This window comes from Nonomuraea sp. NPDC050786, from assembly GCF_040654115.1.
Taxonomy (GTDB): domain Bacteria; phylum Actinomycetota; class Actinomycetes; order Streptosporangiales; family Streptosporangiaceae; genus Nonomuraea.
Map to the genome: position 1 here is coordinate 1 of NZ_JBFAHJ010000010.1, position 25,382 is coordinate 25,382.

Annotated in this window: 18 protein-coding genes; 9 read left to right on the plus strand and 9 right to left on the minus strand. The window is 69.5% G+C overall.

Features of this window, described 5'->3' with window-relative positions; translation table 11 throughout:
- On the plus strand, positions 1 to 666 hold a 666-nt coding region (locus AB0H84_RS20120; protein ID WP_357605866.1), incomplete at its 5' end, for a ricin-type beta-trefoil lectin domain protein.
- A gap of 74 nt (positions 667 to 740) precedes the next feature.
- Here the strand turns inward: AB0H84_RS20120 and AB0H84_RS20125 are convergent.
- From AB0H84_RS20125 to AB0H84_RS20135, 3 genes are all read right to left on the minus strand, one after another.
- Positions 741 to 3,563, minus strand: a complete 2,823-nt coding sequence (locus AB0H84_RS20125; RefSeq protein ID WP_357605869.1) for a glycoside hydrolase N-terminal domain-containing protein — start codon at positions 3,561 to 3,563, stop codon at positions 741 to 743.
- 146 nt (positions 3,564 to 3,709) lie between these two features.
- On the minus strand, positions 3,710 to 5,074 hold the full coding sequence (locus AB0H84_RS20130) for a ricin-type beta-trefoil lectin domain protein (protein ID WP_357605872.1): 1,365 nt from the start codon (positions 5,072 to 5,074) through the stop codon (positions 3,710 to 3,712).
- Positions 5,075 to 5,420: 346 nt separating this feature from the next.
- Positions 5,421 to 6,110 carry an FCD domain-containing protein gene (locus AB0H84_RS20135; RefSeq protein WP_357605875.1) on the minus strand — a complete coding sequence of 230 codons (690 nt, stop codon included), beginning with the start codon at positions 6,108 to 6,110 and terminating at the stop codon, positions 5,421 to 5,423.
- A gap of 248 nt (positions 6,111 to 6,358) precedes the next feature.
- Here AB0H84_RS20135 and AB0H84_RS20140 point away from each other — a divergent pair, with 248 nt between their 5' ends.
- Genes AB0H84_RS20140 through AB0H84_RS20155 form a run of 4 tightly spaced genes read left to right on the plus strand, consistent with a single transcriptional unit; the run spans position 6,359 to position 10,562 of the window.
- Complete coding sequence (locus AB0H84_RS20140; protein WP_357605877.1) at positions 6,359 to 7,606, plus strand: extracellular solute-binding protein; 1,248 nt, start codon at positions 6,359 to 6,361, stop codon at positions 7,604 to 7,606.
- 4 nt (positions 7,607 to 7,610) lie between these two features.
- The gene (locus AB0H84_RS20145; protein ID WP_357605880.1) at positions 7,611 to 8,570 is read left to right on the plus strand and encodes a sugar ABC transporter permease; all 960 of its coding nucleotides are present in this window, start codon (positions 7,611 to 7,613) and stop codon (positions 8,568 to 8,570) included.
- Positions 8,570 to 9,397: a carbohydrate ABC transporter permease gene (locus AB0H84_RS20150; protein ID WP_357605882.1), complete on the plus strand. Its 828-nt coding sequence runs from the start codon at positions 8,570 to 8,572 to the stop codon at positions 9,395 to 9,397. The genes AB0H84_RS20145 and AB0H84_RS20150 overlap by 1 nt, the downstream gene beginning before the upstream one ends.
- Positions 9,398 to 9,422: 25 nt before the next feature.
- Complete coding sequence (locus AB0H84_RS20155; protein WP_357605885.1) at positions 9,423 to 10,562, plus strand: mandelate racemase/muconate lactonizing enzyme family protein; 1,140 nt, start codon at positions 9,423 to 9,425, stop codon at positions 10,560 to 10,562.
- A gap of 40 nt (positions 10,563 to 10,602) precedes the next feature.
- Here AB0H84_RS20155 and AB0H84_RS20160 read toward each other — a convergent pair whose 3' ends face one another.
- Positions 10,603 to 12,066 (minus strand): arabinofuranosidase catalytic domain-containing protein, encoded by a 1,464-nt coding sequence (locus AB0H84_RS20160; protein ID WP_357605888.1) that lies wholly within the window; start codon positions 12,064 to 12,066, stop codon positions 10,603 to 10,605.
- Positions 12,067 to 12,444: 378 nt separating this feature from the next.
- A complete protein-coding gene (locus tag AB0H84_RS20165) occupies positions 12,445 to 13,182 on the minus strand; it encodes a FadR/GntR family transcriptional regulator (RefSeq protein WP_357605890.1) in 738 nt (245 codons plus the stop codon).
- A gap of 337 nt (positions 13,183 to 13,519) precedes the next feature.
- Here AB0H84_RS20165 and AB0H84_RS20170 point away from each other — a divergent pair, with 337 nt between their 5' ends.
- Genes AB0H84_RS20170 through AB0H84_RS20180 form a run of 3 tightly spaced genes read left to right on the plus strand, consistent with a single transcriptional unit; the run spans position 13,520 to position 20,528 of the window.
- Positions 13,520 to 15,907 carry a ricin-type beta-trefoil lectin domain protein gene (locus AB0H84_RS20170; RefSeq protein WP_357605892.1) on the plus strand — a complete coding sequence of 796 codons (2,388 nt, stop codon included), beginning with the start codon at positions 13,520 to 13,522 and terminating at the stop codon, positions 15,905 to 15,907.
- Positions 15,908 to 15,946: 39 nt separating this feature from the next.
- On the plus strand, positions 15,947 to 18,766 hold the full coding sequence (locus AB0H84_RS20175; RefSeq protein WP_357605895.1) for a carbohydrate-binding protein: 2,820 nt from the start codon (positions 15,947 to 15,949) through the stop codon (positions 18,764 to 18,766).
- Between the two features lie 10 nt (positions 18,767 to 18,776).
- Positions 18,777 to 20,528 carry a ThuA domain-containing protein gene (locus tag AB0H84_RS20180; RefSeq protein WP_357605898.1) on the plus strand — a complete coding sequence of 584 codons (1,752 nt, stop codon included), beginning with the start codon at positions 18,777 to 18,779 and terminating at the stop codon, positions 20,526 to 20,528.
- 33 nt (positions 20,529 to 20,561) lie between these two features.
- Here the strand turns inward: AB0H84_RS20180 and AB0H84_RS20185 are convergent, their stop codons facing one another.
- The gene (locus AB0H84_RS20185; protein WP_357605901.1) at positions 20,562 to 21,521 is read right to left on the minus strand and encodes a phosphotransferase; all 960 of its coding nucleotides are present in this window, start codon (positions 21,519 to 21,521) and stop codon (positions 20,562 to 20,564) included.
- 42 nt (positions 21,522 to 21,563) lie between these two features.
- Positions 21,564 to 21,929, minus strand: a complete 366-nt coding sequence (locus tag AB0H84_RS20190; RefSeq protein ID WP_357605904.1) for a helix-turn-helix domain-containing protein — start codon at positions 21,927 to 21,929, stop codon at positions 21,564 to 21,566.
- A gap of 58 nt (positions 21,930 to 21,987) precedes the next feature.
- On the opposite strand from AB0H84_RS20190, the gene AB0H84_RS20195 reads away from it, so the two are divergent.
- Positions 21,988 to 22,857 (plus strand): NmrA family NAD(P)-binding protein, encoded by an 870-nt coding sequence (locus AB0H84_RS20195; RefSeq protein WP_357605907.1) that lies wholly within the window; start codon positions 21,988 to 21,990, stop codon positions 22,855 to 22,857.
- A 72-nt stretch (positions 22,858 to 22,929) separates the two neighbouring features.
- Here the strand turns inward: AB0H84_RS20195 and AB0H84_RS20200 are convergent, their stop codons facing one another.
- A complete protein-coding gene (locus AB0H84_RS20200) occupies positions 22,930 to 24,270 on the minus strand; it encodes a nucleotide pyrophosphatase/phosphodiesterase family protein (RefSeq protein WP_357605910.1) in 1,341 nt (446 codons plus the stop codon).
- Positions 24,270 to 25,382, minus strand: a complete 1,113-nt coding sequence (gene eboE / locus AB0H84_RS20205; protein ID WP_357605913.1) for a metabolite traffic protein EboE — start codon at positions 25,380 to 25,382, stop codon at positions 24,270 to 24,272. Before eboE ends, AB0H84_RS20200 begins: the two co-directional genes overlap by 1 nt.

The window sequence follows — 25,382 nt, forward strand, 5'->3', positions numbered from 1 at the left end:
TTCGCCGCCCTCGGCGTCGACGTGCAGATCACCGAGCTGGACATCCAGGGCGCCTCCCCGCAGACCTACGCCGCCGTGGTGAACGACTGCCTGGCGGTGGCCCGTTGCGCCGGCATCACCACCTGGGGCGTGCGCGACAGCGACTCCTGGCGTTCGGGCGACACCCCGCTGCTCTTCGACGGCAACGGCAACAAGAAGCCGGCCTACACCTCCGTGCTCAACGCCCTCAACGCCGCCGACCCCAACCCCAACCCCACGCCCACGGTGACCCCGACGGTGCCCGGTGGCGCCGGGCAGATCAAGGGTGTGGCCTCCGGCCGCTGCCTGGACGTGCCCAACGCCAGCACCAACGACGGCACCCAGGTGCAGTTGTGGGACTGCAACGGCCAGTCCAACCAGCAGTGGAGCTCGACCTCCGCGGGCGAGCTCAGGGTCTACGGCAACAAGTGCCTGGACGCCGGCGGCACCGGGAACGGCGCGAAGGTGCAGATCTACGGCTGCTGGGGTGGCGACAACCAGAAGTGGCGCGTCAACTCCGACGGGACCATCGTCGGCGTGCAGTCCGGACGGTGCCTGGACGCCGCCGGCTCGGGCACCGGCAACGGCACCCAGATCCAGCTGTACGACTGCTGGGGCGGCAGCAACCAGAAATGGACCGTGAGCTGACGTTCCTCCAGTAAAGGCTCGTGACTTCGCCGCAACCGGCCACCGGTTGCGGCGAAGTCCGCGCGGGAGCCGGTTCAGACGCCCGTGATCGTCCACTGGTTGTTGGTGCTGCTGTTCGGCGTCCACATGCCCACGGTGGAGCCGGCGGTGCTGTTGCCCATGCCGTCGAGGGCCGTGCCGGTGCCGCGGTTGATGATCTGGTAGCGGCCGTTGGCGACGCTGTTGAGCCGCCACTGCTGGTTGTTGCTGCCACTCCACGCCGACTGCCTGGCGGCGGCGCCGTTGGAGGTGTTGCCGTAGCTGTCGATGACCATGCCGTTGGTGCGGTTGACGATGCGGTACCACCCGCCGCCCAGGTCCACGAGCTGCCACTGCAGGTTGTTGCTGCCGTCCCAGTTCCACTGCTTGAGGTTCGCCCCGGAGGCGACGTTCCCGCCGCTGTCGAGCACCAGGCCGGTGGTGCCGTTGGCGATCCGCATGTAGCTCGCCGGTGCGGGGCCGCCGGACCCGGTCATGCGGTACGTACGGCCGGCCTGGCCGGTCAGCCCGATGACGTCGCTCTCGGGCTTGGTGACGGTGACGGCCTCGCCGGTCGTGGCGTCGACCACCTGGTAGGTCCCGGCGAAGATGCGGTTGCGCACGTTGACCGTCCCGTCACGGTCGAACTTGACGAGGATCTCGGTCCCGCTCGAGCCCCACGTCGCGTCCACGGTGTAGCCGCCGCGCCCCCGAAGGCCCTGCACCTTCCCGCTCGCCCAGGCCGCCGGCAGCGCCGGCAGCACGTGCAGCTCGCCGTTCTGGCTCTGCAGCAGCATCTCGGCGATGCCGGACGTGGCGCCGAAGTTGCCGTCGATCTGGAACGGCGGGTGCAGGTCGAACATGTTCGGCGCGAGCCGGGCCGTGGTCACGAGGGCGCGGATCAGGTCGTGCGCCCGCGAGCCCTCCTCCATCCGCGCCCAGTAGTTGATCTTCCAGGCCAGTGACCAGCCCGTGCCGTCGTCACCGCGCAGTTCGAGCGTCCGTCGCGCGGCGGTGTACAGGGCGGGGGTGCCGCGCTTGGTGATCTGGTTGCTGGGGTGCAGGCCGTACAGGTGGGAGATGTGCCGGTGGTTCTGCTCGGTCTCGACCCAGTCGTACAGCCACTCCTGGATGTTGCCGCGTGAGCCGACCCGCATCGGCGGGAGCCGGTCCCGGGCGGCCAGGACCTGCGTACGGAAGGTCGCGTCCGTGCCCAGGAGCTCGCTCGCCTTGGCGCAGCCGTTGAACAGGTCCCGCAGGATCTGGTTGTCCATCGTGGGACCGGCGCAGACGCTGACGCCCGAGTGGTGGGTCAGCTCCGGGGAGTTCGACGGGTTCGTGACCAGGTATTTGAGGCTCGGCTCCTCCACGAGGGTCTCCAGGAAGAACTGCGCGGCCCCCTTCATGGCCGGGTAGTACTGCCGCAGGAAGTCGAGGTCGCCGGTGAAGAGGTAGTGCTCCCAGATCATGGTGGCCAGCCACGCGCCGCCGGTCTGCCACATGCCCCAGGTCGCGCCGTCGACGACCGAGCTGCCCCGCCAGCCGTCGGTGTTGTGGTGGGTCACCCAACCGCCGGCGTTGTACTGCACCCGGGCCGTGCGGGCGCCGCTGACCGTGAGGTCGTTGATCATCCTGAACACCGGCTCGTAGCACTCCGACAGGTTGGTCGTGTCGGCCGGCCAGTAGTTCATGGGCAGGTTGGCGTTGAGGGTGTACTTCGAGTCCCACGACGGGGTCAGCGAGTCGTTCCAGATGCCCTGCAGGTTGGCGGGCTGGGTGCCCGGCCGCGAGGAGGAGATCAGCAGGTAGCGGCCGAACTGGAACAGCAGCGCCGAGAACTGCGGGTCGTTGCTGCTCGCGTGCTGCGCGATCCGTACGTCGGTCGGCTGGTCGGCCGCCGCGGTGCGGCCGAGGTCGAGCGTGGTGCGCCCGAACAGCCGCTGGTAGTCGGCGACGTGCCGGCCGCGCAGGTCGTCGTAGGTCCTGGGGGCGGCGGCGTCGAGGTGGCGCCGGGCGATGCCCTGGTAGTCGCCGCTGACGTCCTTGTGGTTCACGTAGCTGGAGCCGATGGAGATCAGCACCGTCACGCTGTCGGCGGACCTCACCTGCAGCGTGCCGCCGGAGCTGCTGACAGTGCCGCCGTCGGCGACGGCTCGGGCCAGTGCCAGGAATTTGACCTTGCCGGCCAGGCCCCTCTGGTCGCCGGAGATGCCGTCGAGTCCCACCGTCGTGCCGTCCGGGCTGGAGCGCGTCGTCCGCTGCGGGCTGTCGAAGGTCGCGGAGAACGTGATCGAGCCGGGCTTGTCGGCGGTCAGCCGGATGGCGATCACTTGGTCGGGCGCGCTCGCGAGCACCTCGCGCCGGTACCGCACGCCGTTCTGCAGGTACGTCAATGTCGTGGTGGCCGTGGTCAGGTCCAGGAAACGGTTGTACTCCGAAACCCCGGACGCGCTGCCGAAAGTGAGCCGCAGGTTGCCCACCGGCTGGTAGGCCAGCTGAGCCGAAGGGTTGCCCAGCATGTTCTGGTCGATCAGGCTCTGGGCCTGGCTCCACTGGTTCTGGAAGACCAGCTGCCGGATCTGGCCCAGCGCCGCCGCGCCCTTGGTGTTGCTCTGGTCGTACGGCCCGCCGGCCCAGATGGTGTCCTCGTTGAGCTGCAGGCGCTCGGTGTCGACGTTGCCGAACACCATGGCGCCCAGGCGGCCGTTGCCGATCGGAAGCGCGCGCAGCCACTCCGTGCCGGCGCTTTCGTCGTACCACAGCGCCAGGTCGTTCGCGGCGCGCACCTCCGGAGGAGGTGCCGAAGCGGCCCGGGCCGCGGCCGTCCACTGCAACGGCAACAGCGCGGCGCCGGCACCGGCCGCGCCGAATCTCAGCACTTGTCTACGCGATAAATCAGCCATTTCGGTTCTCCAAGCGGGTGCGAGCATGAGCCCCTGGACCGGGTACGTGCCTACGTGCTCATGGCCGTCGCCGGGACGATGACTCGCCCCGGCGATGGCTCGTGGTCAGCGGATACGGGCTGTCAGACGCGGGTCCATTGCTGGTTGGCGCCGCCGTGGCAGGCCCAGATCTGCAGCCTGCTGCCGTTGGCGGTGCCGGCGCCGCTGACGTCCAGGCACTTGTTCGCGCCTACCGCCGTGATCGTGCCGTCGGCGTTGATGCGCCACTTCTGGTTGTTCTGGCCGTTGCAGTCCCAGATGATCACGCTGGTGCCGTCCGCCGTCCCGGCCCCGTTCACGTCCAGGCACTTGCCGCCGTAGACCCGCAGCTCTTGCGCGGCGGTCGAGGTCCACTGCTGGTTCGACTGGCCGTTGCAGTCCCAGATCTGCGCCTGCGCGCCATTGGACTGCGAGGCGCCGCTGACGTCCAGGCACCGGCCGGAGCCCACGCCCTTGATCGCGCCCGTCCCCGGCGTGACCGTGGGAGTCGGCGTCGGCGTCGGCGTCGGATTCGGGTCGCTGCCTCCGAACTGCGTGAAGAAGTTCCACACCACGGGCCTGGTCCAGGAGAGCTCGCCGGGCTCCAGGTCGCCGGGCCTTCCGTCCACGGGACCGGGGGTGTGGCCGGCGTCGAACGCCGCCCAGGCGACCGGATAGCCGGCCCGGCACCCCGAGTAGTAGGTGACGATGTGCGTCAGGCTGCCCTGTGCCGGCTCCGGCGGGTTCTGCGGCGTGCAGCCGTTGTTCCTGACGAACCTGTCACGCAGCGACCGGCCCGTGGAGATGTTGAGCACCGGGTCCCTGAGGCCGTGCAGTCCGATGTACGCGATGGGGTCGTTGCCGCCGCTGCACCCGCTGAGCTGCCCGCCGGAGTAGACCGCCACCGCGCGGAAGACTGTCGCCCTGCTGCACGCGAGCGAGTAGCTCATGCCGCCGCCGTAGCTGAAGCCCATGGCGAAGCGCTGGGAGGTGTCCACACAGAGGTCCGCCTCGATCCGGCGGAGCATGTCGTCGACGAAGGTGACGTCCTCACCGCCCGAGTTGGCCCAGCCGTTGTTGAAGCCCTGGGGCGCGACGAAGATCGTGGTGTTGTTCGACAATGCCCTGAGCCCGTAATAGGACCAGGGGTATCCACTGGTTCCGCCCGAGTCGACGTCGTTGGCGGTGCCGCCATTCCAGTGGAATCCGAAGATCAGCCGGTACGGGGTGGCATTGTTGTAATTGTCGGGAATTCTCAGGATATAGTTCCGATTTTTCCCGCTGGTGGTAATCGACTGCGGACCGCTTCTCAGCGTCGGGGTCTTGCCGCATCCCGCGGTGCCCGCCAGGGCGCTCTTCTGGGCGAGGGCCGGGGGCGCGCTGTCGCCCAGCGCCGTATGCACCGTGGCCAGGACGACGAGCAGTACAGCGGACGCGACAGCGGTGAAGAGGTACTTAAGCCTCGACATCACGCAATTTCCTTTGCCGTTCTCGTGGTGACACGCGTAAAGGGGGGATCCATTTCCAGGGCGTCGACAGCCGGCCGGTCGATTTCCCGAAGTGTTAGCGCTCACTCAACGCCGCCGTAATCGGATCTCCTTTCTTCCGGGCGGCTGGAGGCGATGGTGCAGCGGAGCAAATATGACCGTGACAAGACCTGTCAAGGCTCGGCCTGGTCGACGTCGGGAGGTCGCGCCTGAGACGACCCCATCGCTCCGGCGTCTGACCAGGAGAAGCGGCCGTGGTCACCACTCACAGCCGCGATGAAACTTTCACCGTCCTCGATCGAATCGGTTCCGAGGCCGCGAACGGGGGCTAACGCCGCAGCCGTACGGGGTCGGCCGTGCCGCTGCGGCGGACGATCCAGGCCTCGGTGATGTGCTGGAACATCGCCTCGGCGGCGCCTGCGGGATCGTGGGCGGCGATGCGTTCGTAGACGCGGCGGTGACCGAGGTTGGACGCCACGCAGAGCGCCCGCTCGGTGCGGCCCAGGTAGCGGGCGGTGTTGACGACCTGGCCTTCCAGCGACCGTACGACGCCGCGGGCGATGCGGTTGCCCGACGCCCGCATGATCGTGTCGTGGAAGGCGCGGTCGCTCTCGGCGTACGTGGCGGGATCGTCCACGAGCTCGTCCATCCGATCAACCAGTGCGCGCAGCTGCTCCACGGTGTCCGGCCCGGCCACGCGGGCGGCGACGTTGGCCATGTCGGACTCCAGCACGCGCCGGGTGACGACGAGGTCGTCGAGAATCGCCAGGCTCTCGTCCTCGGCGATGGTCGCGGCGAGGACCAGCTCGTCGAGCATGTCCCACATCGCCGGTGGGGTCACCATGGTGCCGGAGCCCTGGCGGACCCGTACCAGGCCCTTCTCCTGCAGGAGCTTCACCGCTTCGCGCACGACGGTGCGGCTCACGGAGAAGGCCTCGCACAGCGCGGGCTCGGGGGGCAGCGGGGTGCCTGGCGGGTGCACGCCGCGCACGATGCGCTCCACCAGCTCGGCTGTCACCGCTCCGGCGAGACTGGCCGGGCGTCGAACCCAGGCCGGTGGCGCCGGGACACTGCCGGCCGTTTCCTGCGATGCCGTCATATCGCCTCCGGTGACCTGGCAAGTGGCCGCGCCACCGCGCCAGTATACGGGAGATCCATTGACGTTATACGTCATACGAATTACGTTTGCCCGGAGACGTCGGGGTCCAGCGGCCGCTCCCGGGAGGCGCGCAGCAAATGAAGCATCGAGCGTTATGGTCGGCCTTGGTGGTCGTGTCACTGGCCGTGGCCGGCTGCGGGGGCGCGGCCAGGACGGACTCTCCCTCCGGAGGATCGCAGCAGAAGCAGCAGAAACTCGTGGTCTGGGACTGGAAGTCCAGTGAGCCGGCCGCCGGCCCCTACATCGAGAAGGCGAAGGCCGACTTCGCCAAGCGGCATCCGGGCGTCACCGTCGAGTTCGTCGCCCAGCCGTTCGACCAGTACTACACCCTGCTCGGCACGGCGATCCAGGCCGGCAAGGGGCCGGACGTCATGCTCTTCAACGGGGGAGGGCAGATCCGCGACCGGGTCGGCGCGCTCCTTCCGCTGGACCAGTACGTGGCCGAGGACAAGAGCCGGCTGGCGGGCTGGGACGCGTTCGGCAAGGACGGCAAGATCTACGCCGCGCCGGTGACCCTGCAGGGGCACCCGATCTACTACAACAAGACGCTCTACGAGAAGGCCGGCCTCGACCCGGCGAACCCGCCGAAGACCTGGAACGACTTCCTCAGCGGCTGCGCCGCCATCAAGAAGGCGACCGGGGCCACCTGCTTCGCGCTCGGCAACAAGGAGGGCTTCGGCATCCAGTTCTTCCTGTCGGGCCTCGGATCCGGCGTCCTGACGCCTCAGGAGTACGACGCCTGGATCGCCGGGAAGCGCGACTGGACCTCTCCTCACGTGAAGCGGATCTTCCAGCTCTGGAAAGAAGCCGGCGACAAGGGGCTGAACAACGACGGCGCCAACTCCACCGCCATGTTCACCGACATCTTCAGAGTCTTCGAGACCGGTAAGGCCGCTCACATCATCGGGCTGATGTCGGACGTCGGGCACTGGAAGGACTTCGGCGAGTTCCTGCCGCCCGACAAGATCGGCGTCATGCTGGCCCCCGTCGTCACCGGCGGAGCCACCCCGAGCCTTCCGTACGACGGCGGCATCGGCTACGCGGTCGCCAAGTGGACGAAGGACCCCGCACTGGCCGCCGATCTGGTGCGCTCCCTGACCTCGACCGACGCCTTGACGGCCTTCTACGCCAAGGCCGGCGCGATCGCGGCCGACACGACGATCGACGTCTCGCAGGCCGGCCCGGCCGCCACCACGATCGTCTCCGAGATCAAGACCGGCAAGCCCGCCCTGCACGTGGCGCTCTCCTCCAAGACCCTGGACCTGATGGGAAGGCTCTCCCAGCAGCTCCTGAGCGGGTCGACCACCGTGGACAAGGCGGTGGAGCAGCTGGCCGCCTCCGACCGGGCGGGCTGACCGCGTGCCGATCGGAAGTCCATCGTCGTTGGTCCGCCCGGCCGGCTCCGGGCGGGCCGGGGGAGCGACCGGCACGCACCGGGGCACCCGTACCACGCGTGGGGCGCGGGCCGAGCGCCTCGCGCCCTACGTCCTGGTGGCCCCGGCCGTACTGATCATCGTGGTGCTGCGCCTGTGGCCGCTGGTCCTGGGCGTCAACTTCTCCTTCACAGGTGACGGCGAGCTTAACGGAGTCCCCGTCGGCCTGAGCAACTATCTGGAACTGGCCGGCGACCCGCTGTTCCGCACCGCGCTGCGGAACGTCGGGCTGCTGGTGCTGCTGCTTCCGGTGGCGGTGGCGATCCCGGGACTGCTCGCCACCTTCATCTATCTGCGCGTGCCGGGGCACCGGGTCTACCGCAGCGTCTATTTCTTCCCGGCCGTGCTCTCACCGGTGATCGTCGGCGCGATCTTCAACCTCATGCTCGGGTACGACGGCCCGGTGAACGTCGTCCTCGGGGCCATCGGCGCCGGCCCCGTCGACTGGCTCGGTGATCCGGACATCGCCATGTTCTCGGTGGTCGGCGTGCACATATGGGCGACGTTCGGGATGGCCCTGGTGGTGTTCCTCGCCGGTTTCAGCACCCTGGACGCCTCGCTGCTGGACGCCGCCCGCGTGGACGGCGCGTCGCTCGGCCGGACCGTCTGGCACGTGATCATCCCCGCCCTGACGCGCACCATCCAGTTCGTCTTCGTGACCACGATGATCGGGATGCTGACGTCCATGTTCGGCCTGCTCTTCGTCATGACCAACGGAGGCCCGGAGGGCGCGACCTACCTGCCGGAGTACTACATCTGGCACCAGCAGGGACAGATGAACCGGCCGGCGCTCGCCTCGGCCGCCTCGACGGTGCTCTTCGTCGTCATGCTCGTGGTGGGACTCCTGCAGATCACCCTGCTCCGCCGCGCGGGGAGGCAGGACTGATGCCCGGCAGACGCCTGGCCAGGTGGGCGGCCGCTGTCCCGATGGCCGGTCTCGCGCTGGCGACGATCTATCCTCTCGTCTTCACCGCCAACGTCGCGATGAAGACCCGCCGCGACTACGTCCTCGACAGGTTCTCCCCGGCGCACTCCTTGCGCTTGGAGAACCTCGCCGAGGCGTGGGCCGGCGCCGGGATGGCGCGCTACTTCGTCAACTCGTTCGTCGTCGTGGCGTTCGCCGTGGCCCTGCTGCTGCTGTTCGGGTCGATGGCGGGCTTCGCGCTCAGCCGGCTGCGCTTCCGCGGTTCTTCGCTGATCTTCCTGGGCTGTCTGGCGGGGCTCTTCATCCCGTTCCAAGTGATCATGGTGCCGCTCACCAAAGTCATGGCCGACGGCGGGCTCATCGACACCTATCCGGGGCTGATCCTGGCCTATGTCGCGCAGTTCCTCCCGTTCACCGTCTTCCTGATGACCAGCCACTACCGGACCATTCCGGCGGAGATCGTGGACGCGGCCAGGATCGACGGGAACACGGTGTACGGCGTGTACCGGCGGATCATGCTCCCGCTGGGCGTCCCCGCACTGCTGTCGGTCGGCATCCTGGACGCCCTGTTCTGCTGGAACGACGTGCTCATCTCCCTGCTCATGATGCCGTCGCCCGAGCATCGCACCCTTATGATCGGGGTCAACGCGCTGCGCGGACAGTACTCCGACGACATCCCCACCTTCGCCTCGGGGGTTCTGATCGCCGCGGTACCCGTGCTGATGATCTATCTGTTCCTCCAGCGCCAGATCGCCGACGGCGTCACGGCCGGTTCCACGAAGGGCTGACATGCGGATCACGGGGTATCGCACCATGACGACGGTCCAGGAATGGGGCCGTCCCGTCGGTGACGCCAACGGCGTCTTCGCCGACGGAGCCGTCTCGGTGCCAGTCGTCATGGTGGACACCGACGCGGGGATCACCGGCATCGGCCTCGGGCCGCACGTGGAGATCGAGGCCGTCTTCGCCGCGATCGAGGGCGAGGATCCGCGCGGCGTGACGGCGCTCTACGACCGCATGCTGCGGCGGACCTTCAAGGCGGGCCACGCCGGCGCCGTGTTCGGCACGATCGGCGCACTCGACACCGCCCTGTGGGACATCAAGGCGCAGGCGGCCGGTGAACCGCTCTGGCGGCTGCTCGGCGGGCGCGACCGGCGGGTGCCCGCCTATGCCTCGGGCCTCGACATCGGCCTGACCGACGACGAACTCGTCTCGGTCTACCAGGTCTACGCCCAGCACGGTCTGCGCGCGGCCAAGATCAAGGGCGGCCTCGACATCGAACGCGACCGGCGCCGCCTGACGCTGGTGCGGGATGTCCTGACCGAGGCCGGGCACGGATCGCGGCCGGGCCTGATGCTCGACGTGAACGAGGCCTGGACCCGCAAGCAGGCGGTCCGGCACGTCTGCGAGCTCGAACGCGCGCTGGATCTCACCTGGATCGAGGAGCCGGTCCGGCGGTGGGACGCCGAGGGCCTGGCCGCCGTCGGTCGCGGGATCCGCGCCTCCGTCGCCACGGGCGAGAACCTCACCGGGCTCGAGCAGTTCCGTCCGCTGCTGGCCGCGGGGGCCGTCGACATCGTGCAGACGGCCGTGGTCTGGGGGGTGACGCACTTCCTCCGGGTGTCCGCGCTGGCGCACGCCCATGACCTGCCGGTCAGCCCGATCGGCAGCACGCCGGTCGCGCTGCTGCACGCCGCCACGTCGGTGCCGAACCACCTGGCCAGCGAGTTGCAGGACCTGCGCCCGCCGCTCGGACTCTCGCTCGACCTGTACGTCGAGGACGGCGCGTTCATCCTCGGGGACTCGCCGGGCCTCGGCATCACGGTCGACGAGCCCGCCATCAACGCCTTCACCCGCCGGCCGGACGCGAGGGCCGCGGAGGGCCCCCACATCCGGCCGGAGCACGCCGGACGGCGGCTGCTGGCGGTCGCCGGTGGCCTCCAGCAGGCCTGATGTCATGCGTGCGGGTTCGCCATAGGTCCGTATAACAGGGTCAGCGGTAGCCGGCGGCGATGATGTTGGCCTGGACGGCGTTCTCCGTGGCGTCGGTGGGGTAGCCGGCGACCATGGCTCCTTCGTAGAAGGTTCCGGCGCTGAGATTGGCGCCGCCGTCGGGCTTGCAGCAGTCGCCGCCGCTGCCCAGGATGATGGCCCCCTGCTTCTTCATGGGGCTGTAGCCGTTGGGGAGCGACCCGTCATACAGGGTGTACAGGCTGCCGGACTGGGCGTTGCTGCCCTTCATGGCGAACCGGCTCGTGCCGTTGTTCTTCAGCGTGGCGGTGACGAACTTGTGGGGGAAGGCCCGCTGGTTGGGGTTCCACGACTGGCTGCCGCCGGGGTAGAGCCCCCATTCGAGGTCGGCCTGGACCCACGGGCCGCCTCCCTGGCAGCCGCCGAACCAGCACTGGGTGCTGAAGTTGATGGCGTCCATGGCGCCGGCGGCGTCGGCCTTCCTGGTCGTCTCGCTGTTGCCGTAGTCGAAGCAGCAGCCGCCGTTGACGTGGGTGCCGCTGGTGACCATGTACATGCCCTCGGGCGCGCTGCCGGTGGGCACGCCGGTCAGGTGGCCGTCCCGCCAGTAGCTGTTGCCGGGATTGATGTAGAGCGAGTACGCCTTGCCGCCGCCGACGGTGAGCGACTCGGTGGTCGCGACCGCGGGCCTGCTCTGCGGGGAGCCGGGGACCACGCTGGAGCCCTGGTACCACAGGTCGTTGCCGCGTCCGGACTGGTCGTACACGACGGTGATGACGCACGTGGCGCCGGCGCAGAAGGAGTCCTGGGCCGCGGCGTCGGCGACACCGCCCGCGCTCAGCACGCCGATGTTCCTGGTCGTGCTGTCGGAGGAGCGCCTGACCTGGTAGAGGTTGCCGCTGTAGGAGCCGTAGAGCGCACGGGTCGTGCTGTGCGCGGCCACGCACGGCGTGCCGCCGGAGGCGTAGATGTCGCACGGGCGCGCGCCGGGCGGCTGCGGGGTCGGGGTCGTGGTCGGGGTCGGCGTCGGGGTGGGCTCGGCTCCGGTGCTCCATTTCTGGTTGGTGCCGCCGTGGCAGGTCCAGATCTGCACCTTGGTGCCGTTGGCGGTGCCGGCGCCGCTGACGTCCAGGCACTTGTTCGCGCCGACCGCGGTGATCGTGCCGTCGGCGTTGAGCCGCCACTTCTGGTTGTTCTGGCCGTTGCAGTCCCAGATGATCACGCTGGTGCCGTCGGCGGCGCCGGCGCCGTAGACGTCCAGGCACTTGCCGCCGTAGACCCGCAGCTCACTCGCGGTGGTGGAGGTCCACTGCTGGTTGGGCTGGCCGTTGCAGTCCCAGATCTGCGCCTGCGCGCCGTTGGACTGCGACGCGCCGCTCACGTCCAGGCACCGCCCCGACCCCGCGCCCACCAGGGGCGCGGTCGCCGCCGAGGCCGGCGCCGACCAGGTCAGGGCGGTGGCCACGAGCGTTGCCAGCGCCGCCACCACAGATGCGATCAGGGCCGTCCGGGAGCGCCGTTCACGCCTCGCACGGCCCGGTAAGGGAACGGATGAAGGCTGCATTGTCGTACTCCTTGGAGGTAGGGCGAGACGGAGGCAGCCGCGCTCGGAGACCGGTGCGAATCGATTCGCCAACGCACGGCATCAACTGAGGAGGGGAAGACAGCGGTGTCGAGCGAAGCACATACGACGTGCGGACCGCCTGTCAAGGCTCCGCCCTCTCCGGCTGCCTGCCGGAAGTCCTGCCCGGCGGCACTCATCGGCGGTGCTCGTGGTCCGGCTCGATGAAACGTTCATCCGCCGCCGGCTCGGCTGATCAAGCCCGTCGGTTCCCTGCTGAACGAACCGGTTCGGAGGGCGGGATCACTGGGACGAGAAGAGGCGCTGCTGGATCTCTCTCCGGTAGTCGTCCAGGGTGTTGTCGATGTGTGTGGCCGCGGCCTGGGCGGCCGCTTCCGGGTCGCCCGCGCGGATGGCCCGGTAGATGGCGTCGTGCTCGTCGACGGCCTTGGCGGCGTGCCCGCCCACCGAGCCGCGCAGCCCGATGAGGCTGGACTGCGCCTGCAACCTGCGGGCCTCCCGCACCGCGACCTGGAGGAACATGTTGTGCGAGGCCGTGGCGATGGCGGTGTGGAAGGTGTCGTCGCCCTCGTTGAACAGGTCTTCCTGCCCGGTCTCGAAGCCGTGGCGGCACAGGCCGGCCGCCTCCTCGATGGCCCTCAGCTCCGCGGGGGTGGCGCGGCGGGCGGCCAGCCGGCTGGTCTCCATCTCCTGCGCCCGGCGGAACTCGAACAGCATGTAGACGTGGTCGAGGTCGGTCGGCAGGAAGAAGGAGGCCCAGCGGCCGGTGCCGAACATCCCCTCGTCGTCGGCCACGTACAGGCCGCGGCCCTTCTGGGCGCGAACCCGGCCGAGCGCGGACAGGATCTTCACCGCCTCGCGGACGACGGTGCGGCTGGTGCCCAGTTGCCGGGCCAGCTCCAGCTCGGTCGGCATGCGGTCGCCCGGACGCAGGCCGAGCCGGACGATGTACTCCAGTACCTGCTCGGCGGCCACCTCGTAGCCCGGCCGGTATCCGCTCTCGCGCGGGGTGTCGGTCACCGTGCGTCCTCCTCGCCGTTCCCCTGCAAAGTATGACGGATGAGGGGTTCTCCCAATGCTCGGGCGTCGTGCCGATTAGTACGACATATATGAACGGTTCATTCGAGGGGCGATCGGCGCGGCCTACGAGATGACGGATATATCCGCTGATGAAGGCGGAAAATCGGCTAACTATGGCCGAGTTGCGGGTGTGCAAATGGTGAAATAAGCGGGCTTAAGGTCTTGACGGCGATCAATGCTCACCACGTAATTAGAAGCGATGACCCTCGGAAGGACGTCACCTGCCTGAGCCGCAGGGCGTGACCTGGCCCCACCCGCACCCCCCAAAGGAACCACCGTGCAGTCATCTTCGCCCGTCACGGCGCTGAGACCGTTTCTGATCGGCATCGTCGCCGCGGCGCTGGCCGCGGCGTTCGCACTCGTCGCCCCTGCCACCCCGGCCCTCGCCGCCACCACGACCCTGTACGCGTCACCCGCCGGCACCGGCACCGACTGCACGTCCGCCCAGCCCTGCTCGCTGGCCGCGGCGCAGACGGCGGTGCGTTCGCTGAACGGCGCGATGTCCGGTGACATCGTCGTGGAGCTGGCCGACGGGGCCTACCGGCTCTCCACGCCGTTCCGCCTGACCGCCGCCGACTCAGGCAGCAACGGCTACTCCGTCAAATGGCAGGCCGCGGCGGGCGCCCATCCCGTCATCACCGGAGCCAGGGCGGTCACCGGATGGACCGTGGCCGATTCCGGGAAGAACATCTGGCGCGCCGACGTCGGCACCGGGATCGACACCCGGCAGCTGTACGTCAACGGCGCCCTCGCCACGCGGGCGCGCACGACCGTGAACCGGTCCGACTTCACCGCGACCACCACCGGCCTGAGGTTCGGCAACAGCGCGCTGAACTATCTGAACAACCTGGCCAACCAGAACCGGGTCGAGATGGAGAGCGTGGGCTCGTTCACGGACCGTTACGTGACGGTGCAGAGCATCAGCGGGAACTTCATCACGATGCAGCAGCCCGGCTGGAACAACAACACCTTCGGGTACGACACCTTCACGAAGCCGCACCGGGCGGGTCCGCTCTACCTGGAGAACGCGTACGAGTTCCTGGACGCGCCGGGGGAGTGGTACATCAACCCCGGGACCGGCGTCCTGTACTACATCCCGGCGGCCGGGCAGAACATGAGCAGCGTCAGCGTCGAGCTGCCGCTGCTCCAGTCCCTGGTGAACGTCGGAGGCACCTACGACGCGCCCGCCCACCACATCACGTTCAGCGGGATCACGTTCACCGGCACGACCTGGCTCGGCCCCAGCAGCAACCAGGGCTACGCGGACCAGCAGACCGGCGCGTACATCGCGGGCAACTGGAACTGGCCCGCCGACAGGCTGACCTCCTGCCAGGAGGGCTGCCAGCAGTTCGAGGCCGCGCGGCCCAACTGGTATCAGATGCCGGCAGCCGTCCAGGTGTCCGCGGCCCACCACATCACCTTCACCGACTCCCAGTTCGTCAACCTCGGCCAGACGGCCGTGGGCATCGGCAACGACGCCAACGCGCACGCCAGCGGGGTCGGCCTGGGCGCGAGCGACATCACGGTCACCCGGTCCGAGATCGCCCGCAGCTCGGCCGGCGGCATCGTGGCCGGCGGCGTGCGCGCCGACGCGCACCACCCCAGTGACCAGCGGATGGTCAACCGGAACATCATCGTCAGCAACAACCGCATCCATGACCTCGGCCTGGACTACCGGGGCATCGTCTCGGTCCTGACCACCTACGTCACCGGCACCGACGTGTCGCACAACGAGGTCTACAACCTGCCGTACACCGGCATGTCGATCGGATTCGGCTGGGGCGCCAACGAGCCGGGCGGCAGCAACAACTACGCCAACCGCGGCCTGTACAACTACCAGCCGCGCTACACCACTGCCACCACCGCGTCCGGCAACCGGCTCACCGGCAACTACGTGCATGACGTCATGCAGCAGATGACCGACGGGGGCTGTATCTACACGCTGTCGTGGAACCCGAACGCGGTGATCAGCGGCAACCACTGCCTGCGGACCAACGGCTGGTTCGGGATCTACTTCGACGAGGGCTCCAAGTACTACACCGTCACGGGCAACGTGCTCAACAACACCGGCACCTGGGCCACCGCCAACTACTGGGGTGGCGAGAACATGGGGAACTTCACCGTCACCGGCAACTGGTCGACCAACGGCAGCACCAACGTGACCAACGGCGACCGCGGCAATGTGGTGAACAACAACGTCACCGTCACCAACGGCGCCTGGCCGGCGGGCGCCCAGGCCGTGATGGCCTCCGCCGGTCCCCAGGGCCAGCCTTCTGGGAGCACGAGCGCGATCAAGGGCGTGGGCTCCGGCCGGTGCCTGGACGTCAGCGGCGCTTCGCAGTCCAACGGCGCGCAGGCGCAGATCTGGGACTGCAACGGCCAGTCCAACCAGCAGTGGACCTCGACCGGTTCGGGTGAGCTGCGGGTCTACGGCGGCAAGTGCCTGGATGTGAACGGGGCCGGGACGGCGGACGGCACCAGTGTGATCATCTGGGACTGCAACGGCCAGAGCAACCAGCAGTGGCGGCTCAACGCCGACGGCACCATCACCGCCGTCGGAGCGAACAAGTGCCTGGACGTCAGCGGCGCAGGCACCGCCAACGGCAGCAAGGTGCAGATCTGGACCTGCACCGGCGGCACCAACCAGAAGTGGGCCCGCGTCTGACGACGTGCCCCCGGTACCCACTTGCAGGAGGGAACACGCATGTTCCGACGTCCATGGCTCACCTTGCTCACCACGATGGCGCTGGTCATCCCGGGAGCGATCGCGCTCGAGGCCGCCCCGGCGAACGCCATCGTCATCCCGGCGTCCGACTACCAGCAGGTGTCTCTCGCGTCAGGAGGCGCGGAGCTGGGTGAGGCGATGTCGCTGGCCGTGATGCCGAACCGGTCGGTGGTGCACACGGCGCGCGACGGCACGGTGCGCGTCACCGATGTCAACGGCAACACCAAGGTGGCCGGCAAACTCAACGTCTACAGTCACGACGAGGAGGGTCTGCAGGGTGTCGCGGTGGACCCCGACTTCGCGACTAACCGGTACATATGGCTCTACTACTCGCCGCGGCTGAGCACGCCGAACGGTGATGCGCCGAGCACCGGCACGCAGGCCCAGTTCGACCAGTGGAAGGGCGAGCTGTACCTGTCCCGGTTCACCCTCAAGTCGGACGACACCCTCGACCTGGCCAGCGAGAAGGTGGTCCTGCGGGTCCAGAACGACCGCGGCCTCTGCTGTCACGTGGGCGGGGACCTCGACTTCGACGCCGCCGGAAACCTCTATCTGACCACCGGCGACGACAGCAACCCGTTCGAGTCGAGCGGGTACGCCCCGCTGGACGAGCGGACCAACCGCAACCCGCAGTACGACGTCCAGCGCACCGCCGCCAACACCAACGACCTGCGCGGCAAGCTCCTGCGCATCAAGCCGCAGCCCGACGGCACCTACACGATCCCCAGCGGCAACCTGTTCCCGCCGGGGACGGCGAAGACCCGGCCGGAGATCTACGCGATGGGCTTACGCAACCCGTTCCGGATGAGCGTCGACAAGGCGACCGGCATCGTCTACCTCGGCGACTACGGGCCGGACGCGGGTGTCACCGACCCCAACCGGGGGCCGAGCGGGCAGGTGGAGTTCGACCGCATCACCGGTCCGGGCAACTACGGATGGCCGTACTGCACGGGCACGAACACCACCAGCGAGACCTACAACGAATGGAACTTCGCCACCAACAGCACCGGTCCGAAGTACAACTGCGCGGGCGGCCCCACCAACAACTCCTTCCGTAACACCGGCTTGACCACGCTGCCTCCGGCGAAGCCGGCGTGGATCAAGTACGCAGGCGACTCGGGAAGCCCGCCGGAGTTCGGCTCCGGGTCGGAGTCGCCGATGGGCGGTCCGGTCTACCGTTACGACCCCAACCTGAACTCGGCCGTCAAGTTCCCGCAGACGCTCGACGGGCGGTTCTTCGCCGGCGAGTACGGCCGGCGCTGGATCAAGGCGATCGAGGTCAAGGCGGACGGCGGCTACGGGGAGATCTCGGCGTTCCCCTGGTCGGGGACGCAGGTGATGGACATGGCCTTCGGCCCTGACGGGGCCCTGTACGTCCTCGACTACGGCACCGGTAACAACAACCAGGCGCTGTACCGCATCGAGTACATCGGCACCGCCAACCGCAACCCGATCGCCAAGGCGTCCGCCGACAAGACCTCCGGACCGGCTCCGCTCACGGTGAACTTCTCCTCGGCGGGCAGCTCCGACCCCGAGGGCGGCGCGCTGACGTACTCGTGGAACTTCGGCGACGGCACCACCTCCACGGCGGCGAACCCGAGCAAGACCTACACCACGGACGGCAGCTACACGGCGACGCTCACGGTCCGGGACCCGCAGGGTCTCACCGGCACGGCGAACGTGATCGTGAACGTCGGCAACACCGCCCCGACGGTCAACCTCACCACCCCTGCCAACGGGCAGCTCTTCTCCTTCGGCGACACCGTGCCCTTCCAGGTCACCGTCAGCGACCCGGAGGACGGCACGATCGACTGCGCCGGGGTCACCGTCGCCTACTTCCTCGGCCACGACAGCCACCGCCACCAGATCACCTCAACGACCGGCTGCTCGGGCTCCATCGCGGTGCCGGTCGACGGTGAGCATGACGCCGCGGCCAACATCTACGGCGTCTTCGAGGCCTCCTACACCGACAAGGGCGGCCTGACCTCCACGAGCGCCCGCACGCTCCAGCCGCGGCACCGGCAGGCCGAGCACTTCGGCGCCCAGCAGGGCATCCAGACGGCCGACCACACCACGGCGGAGGGCGGCAAGACGGTCGGCTTCACCGACGACGGCGACTGGATCTCCTTCCAGCCGTACAACCTGGGCAACGCGACGCGGATCACCGCCCGGGTGTCGTCGGCCGGCGCGGGCGGCCGGATCGAGGTGCGGGCAGGCTCGGCGACGGGCACGCTGCTGGGAACGGTGAACGTGGCGAGCACCGGCAGCTGGGACACCTTCGCCGACGTCTCGGCGAGCCTCAGCGGCGCGCCGGCCGGCACGACGACGCTCTACCTGGTCTTCCGCGGCCCGACCGGACAGGGCTACCTGTTCGACCTGGACGCCTTCACCTTCGACACCGGCACCCCGCCCTCGGGGAGCACGAGCGCGATCAAGGGCGTGGGCTCGGGCCGGTGCCTGGATGTCAGCGGCGCCTCGCAGTCCAATGGCGCGCAGGCGCAGATCTGGGACTGCAACGGGCAGTCGAACCAGCAGTGGACGTCGACTGCCGCAACTGAGCTGCGGGTGTACGGCAACAAGTGCCTGGACGTGAACGGGGCCGGGACGGCGGACGGCACCAGCGTGATCATCTGGGACTGCAACGGCCAGAACAACCAGAAGTGGCGCATCAACGCCGACGGCACGATCACGGCGGTAGGCGCGAACAAGTGCCTGGACGTCAGCGCCACCGCCAACGGCACCAAGGCGCGCATCTGGACCTGCAACGGAGGGTCCAACCAGCGCTGGACCCGAGTCTGAAGGGACACCCATGCTGCGACATCTGACCCCCGCCGCGCTCGGGCGCACCGCGGGGAGCGACCGCAAGAGATCCGTGCTGAGACGCCTGTCGGCCACGGTGGCGGCGATCACCGCCGCCGCGACGGTGATCCCCGCCATCCCCGCCCAGGCCGCCGCCTTCAAGGTGCTGGTGTTCTCCAAGACGGCCGGGTTCCGCCACGACTCGATCCCCAACGGGATCCAGGCCATCCGCGACCTGGGGGCGGCCAACGACTTCGCCGTCGACGCCACCGAGGACTCGAACGCCTTCAGCACCGCCAACCTGGCCCAGTACAAGGCGGTGGTGTTCCTCAGCACCACCGGTGACGTGCTGAACGACACCCAGCAGGCCGCCTTCCAGACGTACGTGGACGGCGGGGGCGGTTACGTGGGGGTGCATTCGGCCGCGGACACCGAGTACAACTGGCCGTACTACGGGCAGCTGATGGGGGCCTGGTTCAACAACCACCCGGCGATCCAGCAGGCCACCGTACGGACCGAGGACCGGGCGAACGCCGCGACCGCCCACCTGGGGGCGACCTGGTCACGTACCGACGAGTGGTACAACTACCGCACCAACCCCCGCCCGAACGTCCGGGTGCTGCAGAGCCTGGACGAGGGGAGCTACAGCGGCGGCAACATGGGCGACCACCCGATCACCTGGTGCCACCCCCAGTCCTCCGGCCGCGCCTTCTACACCGGCCTGGGGCACACCCAGGAGTCGTACGCCGATCCGAACTTCCGCACGCTGCTGCTCGGCGGAATCCGGTACGCGGCCAAGGCCGTCAACGCCGACTGCCGCCCGGAGACCGGATACACGACGTTGTACAACGGCTCGACGGCGGGCTGGTCGCAGGCCGGGCCGGGGTCGTTCGCCAACAGCGACGCCACGCTGACCTCCCAGGGCGGCATGGGCATGCTGTGGTACAGCGCCAAGGAGCTCCACTCCTACTCCCTCAAGCTCGACTGGAAGCTGACCGGCGACTCCAACTCCGGCGTGATCGTCGGGTTCCCGGCCACCAGTGACCCCGACGCGGCGCTCAACACCGGATATGAGGTGCAGATCGACGCGACCGACACCCCGGACAAGACGACCGGGGCGATCTACGGGTTCAAGAGCGCCGACATCGCCGCCCGCGACGCGGCGCTGAACCCGCCGGGTCAGTGGAACACCTATGAGCTGCTGGTGGAGGGCGAGCGGCTGCAGGTGTTCCTGAACGGCACCAGGATCAATGATTTCACCAACACCGATCCGGTCCGCTCGCTCCAGCAGGGCTACATCGGCATCCAGAACCACGGCCCCGGCGACGTGGTGTCGTTCCGCAACGTGCGCATCAAGGAACTGGGCACCCCGCCCACCGATAGCACGAGCGCGATCAAGGGCGTGGGCTCCGGCCGGTGCCTGGATGTCAGCGGCGCCTCGCAGTCCAATGGCGCGCAGGCGCAGATCTGGGACTGCAACGGCCAGAACAACCAGAAGTGGACCTCGACCGCCGCAACTGAGCTGCGGGTCTACGGCGGCAAGTGCCTGGATGTGAACGGGGCCGGGACGGCGGACGGCACCGGTGTGATCATCTGGGACTGCAACGGCCAGAACAACCAGAAGTGGCGCATCAACGCCGACGGCACGATCACGGCGGTAGGCGCGAACAAGTGCCTGGAGGTCAGCGGCACCGCCAACGGCACCAAGGCGCGCATCTGGACCTGCAACGGAGGGTCCAACCAGCGCTGGAGCCGCGTCTGAGGCCACCTGACAGCGATCAACAGGTGGCCGCGGTCACGGCCCCGGGGCGCTGAACACGAGGTTGCGGCGCAACCGTTCGGCGCACCACCGGAAGTGCCCGTCGCTCTCGCCCATGCCGAACAGATCGTACGTCGTGAGGGCATATACGGCCTGGTAGGCGGTGAGGGCGGCGGGCGCGTGGCCGAGTTCTCGTGCGAAGAGCCGGGTGAGCTCCGCGGTGTGCTCCTCGGCGTACGGGCCGTACATGTCCCAGACGGCCGCGGTGACGGCCGCCTCGAAGGCCGGATCGCCGGCGGTCGTGTAGAAGCCGAAGTCGAGCACGGCGACGGGCCGGCCGGCGTCGTCGATGTGGATGTTGGGCGGCACGAGGTCACCGTGGATCGCCGTGACCGGGGCATCCGGGAGCGACCGCAAGGCGTCCAGCGTGCGTTCGACTCCCGCGCCGAAGTCCGGCACCCGTGTCGCCAGCGCGGCGCCGTTCCGGCCCACGGCTCGGACGACCACGGCGGCGAGCGCGTCCTGGAAGCGGTCGTGACCCTGCCAGAGCGGGCGGTCGTCGCCCTGGACGGCCAGCCGGCGCATGGCGTCCGTACCTGGCACCGAGGCGAGGCCACGCAGGACGGCGAGGAGTGCGTTCCTGTGGCGAACGGGGAGCTCGCGCCCGTAATTTTCGTGCGCGGAGTCGCCCTGTATGGGGACGCCCGGCAGCTCACGCTCGTACGTCACCACGACATCCTCGTGCTCGTGGATCTCGAAGATCTCGGGGGTGGCGAAGGGCAGCCGGTGTCGTGCGATGTCGGCGTACACCTGGCGGGTGAGCTCGGTCGGCGGCCGGCCGGTCCACACCTTGGCGACCTGGCCGTCGCCAAGCCGGTAGACGACGCCCTCGACGCCGGCGCCGATGCGGTGGGCACCTGGGTGTCCGCGCTCCGCGAAGTACGCGGGCCACGGATCGGCGACGCCGTCCGTCTCGGCCTTCAGCGAGATCTCCATATGCGCATTAGATCACCAGCTGTGCCGGTCCCGCCGCCCGCGTCAGCGCTGGGACTCCTCGCGGATCGGGTGCTCCTCGCCCCACACGAGCATCGCGTACAGGATGCCGCTCAGGCTCCGGCCCTGCTCGGTCAGCTCGTAGACGACCCGGGGCGGCACCTCCGCGTAGACCGTGCGGGTGAGGATCTGCTGGTTCTCCAGGGCGCGCAGCCGGTCGGTGAGCGTCTTGGCGCTGGGGTCGCCCATGGCCGAGCGCAGCTCGCCGAACCGCTTGGGGCCGGTCAGCAGCTCCCGGATGATCAGGGTCGCCCACTTGCCGTCGAGAACCTTCAGCGTGCGCTCCACACCGCACGGACGCCGGCCCGCCTCTGCCAAGCGAGAGAGCACGTCAACGCCATTGGTTTCCATCGGAAAACTATATTCCATCCTAGGTACTGCTTCATTTGAGAAACTAAAGTCCCGCTCCATGAACACCTTCACCGTCGTCGTCCATGGAGCAACCGGCACCCAGGGCGCCCCCATCGTCCGGCGTCTCCTGGCCGCCGGCCACCACGTCCGCGCCGCCGTCCGCGACACCTCCACGCCCGCCCTGCCCGCGGGCATTGAACCCGTCTTCGCGGACCTGTCCGTTCCCGCGTCCCTCACCGAGGCCTACGCCGGAGCCGACGCCGTCGTCGTGCAACTGCCGCTGGTTTTCGCCGCCCACGCGGCCGTGCCGCAGGCGGAGGCGATACTTGCCGCGCTGAAGGGCGGGGTGGTGCCCAGGGCGGTGTTCAACAGCGGCGGCCCGCCGGTGCTCGAGGCCACGGGGGTGCCGTTCCTGGACGCCCGAGCCCTGCTGGCCGCCGAACTGCCGCGAGTCGTGGACGCCGCGACCGTCGTCGGACCGGCGTTCACCTATATGGAGAACCTGATGGCTCCCTGGTCGCTCCCGCACCTGGCCGCCGGGGAGATCGCCTACCCGCTGCCCGCGGACCTGCCGGTGCCCTGGCTGGCGCTCGACGACCTGGCCGGCACCATCGCCGCGCTGATCACCGAAACTGTTCCGTCGCCGCCGCGGATCGTGGCCGGTCCGCAGACTCTTACCGGTCACCAGGTCGCCGCGGAGCTCGCCGCCGCACTCGGGCACGAGGTGCGATGGCGTACGGTCGAGCCGGGCGACTACGAGCGGATGCTGGCCCCGTTCCTCGGCGCCGAGGCCGCCGCGGGCATCGCCGCCGCCTACACTCCGCCCCCGCCGGGCACGCCTGCGTCTCCCGCGCCGGACCCGGTGATGACCGAGACCGGGACGACGACCCTGCGCGAGTGGGCCACGCGGCAGGACCGGCGCCCCTGAGGAACCGGGCCTCAGCGCAGGCCGGTACGGCCGGAAGACGGCGTGGCCGCCCGGCCGGCCACCGGCACGCGGTCAGCGGCCTCTCCTGGCCAGGCCGGCCAGGAGGTCCTTGACCTCGGTCGCCTCGTAGGAGTCACGGTCGAAGGGGCCGATGATCAGCGGGCCGTCGTCGGGGTCGTCGGGCAGCCGGCCGTGGCTGCCCCGCACCGGCGCCGGATCGAGCGGCACCACCCGCATCGTGTAGCGGAAGCCCAGCTTCTTCCTGGCCAGCGCCGCCGCCGCGCGGAGCTTGACGAACGGATCCCGCGGGTCCATGAAGAGCTCGGCGGGGTCGTAGCCGGGTTTGCGGTGGATGTCCACGAGCCTGGCGAAATCCGGGGCGCGGTCGTCGGAGAGCCAGTAGTAGTAGGTGAACCAGGCGTCGGGTTCGGCCACCGCGACGAGCTCACCGGCGCGTTCGTGGTCGAGGCCGTACTTCGCCTTCCCCGCCTGGTCGAGCACCTCGTCCACGCCGGGCAGCTCGGCGATGACGGCGCGGGTGCGGTCGAGGTCGGCGGGGTCGCGGACGTACACGTGGGCCACCTGGTGGTCGGCGACGGCGAAGGCCCGGGACGTCCACGGGTCGAGGTACTCCATCCCGGCCTGGGTGTGGACCTCCAGGAGGCCCGCGCTGCGCAGCGCCCGGTTGATGTCCACCGGGCGGGACGCCGGGGTGATGCCGTATTCGGAGAGCACGACCACCTCGGCCTCCTCGGCCAGGAGCGGAGCCAGCGCGGCGTCGACGGCCCGGGCCGCCGCGATCGCCTCGGGACCGTCGGGGCCGTACCGCTGGAGGTCGTAGTCGAGGTGAGGCACGTAGACCAGCAGCAGGTCCGGCCGCTCGCGGGCCAGGATGCGGCGGGCCGCGGCGATGATCCATTCGGAGGAGGCGATCCCCGCGTTGGGGCCCCAGTAGGTGAACAGGGGGAACGGCCCCAGCGCCGCCTCGAGGTCGTCGTGGAGTGCGGGCGGGCGCGTGTAGCAGTCGGGCGACTTGCGGCCGTCGGCGTGGTAGACGGGGCGCGGGGTGACAAGCAGGTCGGTCGGCGCGCCCATCGCGTACCACCAGCAGACGTTGGCGGTACGCAGGCCGGGCGCGGCGGTCCACAGCTGGTCGCCCTGGATGAGCGCGTTGTGCTGGCGCCACAGGAGCACCTCGCCGAGATCCCGGAAGTACCACCCGTTGCCGACGATCCCGTGGTCGCGGGGCATGGCACCGGTCAGCAGGGTGGCCTGCATCGAGCAGGTGACGGCCGGGAGCACGGGCCGCAGCGCGGCGGCCGCGCCCGCCTTCGCCATGTTCGCCACGTTCGGCATGTGCGCGAGCAGGCGCGGGGTGAGCCCGACGACATTGATCACGATCAGCGGTGCCATCACGTCTCCTTCAGCCCGAGGGCGGCGAGCTGCCCCCGCATCCAGTCGAGCTCGGCGGCGATGCCTTCGGCGATGTCGGCCGGCGCGCCGGGGAGCACGTTCCACGTGTAGGTCTCGACCTCGACGTGCCGGGTCAGCGGCCGTTCCCCGCCGAGGAGCACGGCCAGCAGGTCACGCAGGTAGGGGGCGCTGGTGGAGAGCGGTGGGGGCGGCGCGCCGTGCAGCGGGACGTGGAAGTGCACGCGCCAGCTCTCGTCCGCGGGCAGGCCACCGGCCAGGGCCTCGCCCAGGTCGTCGGCGTATCCGGTGGCGGAGCGCGTCTGGTGGAGGAAACGGGCCTCGTCGAACGCGGCCAGCGCCCCGTGCGCCTCCGGCGGGGCCACCAGGGCGCACGACGCCTGGAGCTTCACGATCGGCAGCCCGCTGCGAATGCCCGCATCGGGTTCCTCGAAACCCACGGCCATGTGACAGGCGTCCAGGCAGAGGCCGAGGTGGTCATGGTCCACGCCGCCCAGCAGGGCGCTCGCCTGGGGCGTCGTCTCGACGACGCAGCCGGGCTCCGGCTCGAAGCCCAGCCGGATCACCTTGCCGGTACGGCCGGCCAGCGCGCGCAGCCCCTGGGCGGCCACGTCGAGATTGGCCATGACCGCCGCCGCCTTCTCGCTCGTCCACCCGGTCCGCCAGGCGAGGGGGAGGGTCGAGATCGTGCCCTCGGTGACGTCGTCCGGCAGCAGCGCGGCGAGGATCTCGGCGAGCCCGAGCGTGTGGCGCAGCCGCTCCGCGTCGGCCCAGTCAGGGGTGTAGACGCGGTACTTCACGATCTCGTCGTGGAAGCCACGGTAGGGGAACCCGTTGAGGGTCACGACCTCCAGGCCGAGCGCGCACAGCCGCTCGCGCAGCGCGGCGAGCTCCGCGGGCCGGGCGAGGAGGTCGGCGGCGGCGTGCCGGGACAGCCACAGCCCGAGCCCGAGCCGTTCGACGCCGAGCAGGCGCCTGACCCGCGCGGCGACGCCGGACAGCTGAGCGTGGATGCCGGGGAGATCCTCGGCGGCGTGGACGTTGGTGCAGTAGGACAGGTGCACTGTCGAGCCGTCCGGATGGCGCAGCCGCAT

Coding starts and splice junctions, on each gene's coding strand:
- AB0H84_RS20130 (WP_357605872.1), bottom strand. CDS start 5,074: ATGTCGAGGCTTAAGTACCTCTTCACCGCTGTCGCGTCCGCTGTACTG.
- AB0H84_RS20150 (WP_357605882.1), top strand. CDS start 8,570: ATGCCCGGCAGACGCCTGGCCAGGTGGGCGGCCGCTGTCCCGATGGCC.
- AB0H84_RS20155 (WP_357605885.1), top strand. CDS start 9,423: ATGACGACGGTCCAGGAATGGGGCCGTCCCGTCGGTGACGCCAACGGC.
- AB0H84_RS20175 (WP_357605895.1), top strand. CDS start 15,947: ATGTTCCGACGTCCATGGCTCACCTTGCTCACCACGATGGCGCTGGTC.
- AB0H84_RS20180 (WP_357605898.1), top strand. CDS start 18,777: ATGCTGCGACATCTGACCCCCGCCGCGCTCGGGCGCACCGCGGGGAGC.
- AB0H84_RS20185 (WP_357605901.1), bottom strand. CDS start 21,521: ATGGAGATCTCGCTGAAGGCCGAGACGGACGGCGTCGCCGATCCGTGG.
- AB0H84_RS20190 (WP_357605904.1), bottom strand. CDS start 21,929: ATGGAAACCAATGGCGTTGACGTGCTCTCTCGCTTGGCAGAGGCGGGC.
- AB0H84_RS20195 (WP_357605907.1), top strand. CDS start 21,988: ATGAACACCTTCACCGTCGTCGTCCATGGAGCAACCGGCACCCAGGGC.
- AB0H84_RS20200 (WP_357605910.1), bottom strand. CDS start 24,270: ATGGCACCGCTGATCGTGATCAATGTCGTCGGGCTCACCCCGCGCCTG.
- eboE (WP_357605913.1), bottom strand. CDS start 25,382: ATGCGGCTGCGCCATCCGGACGGCTCGACAGTGCACCTGTCCTACTGC.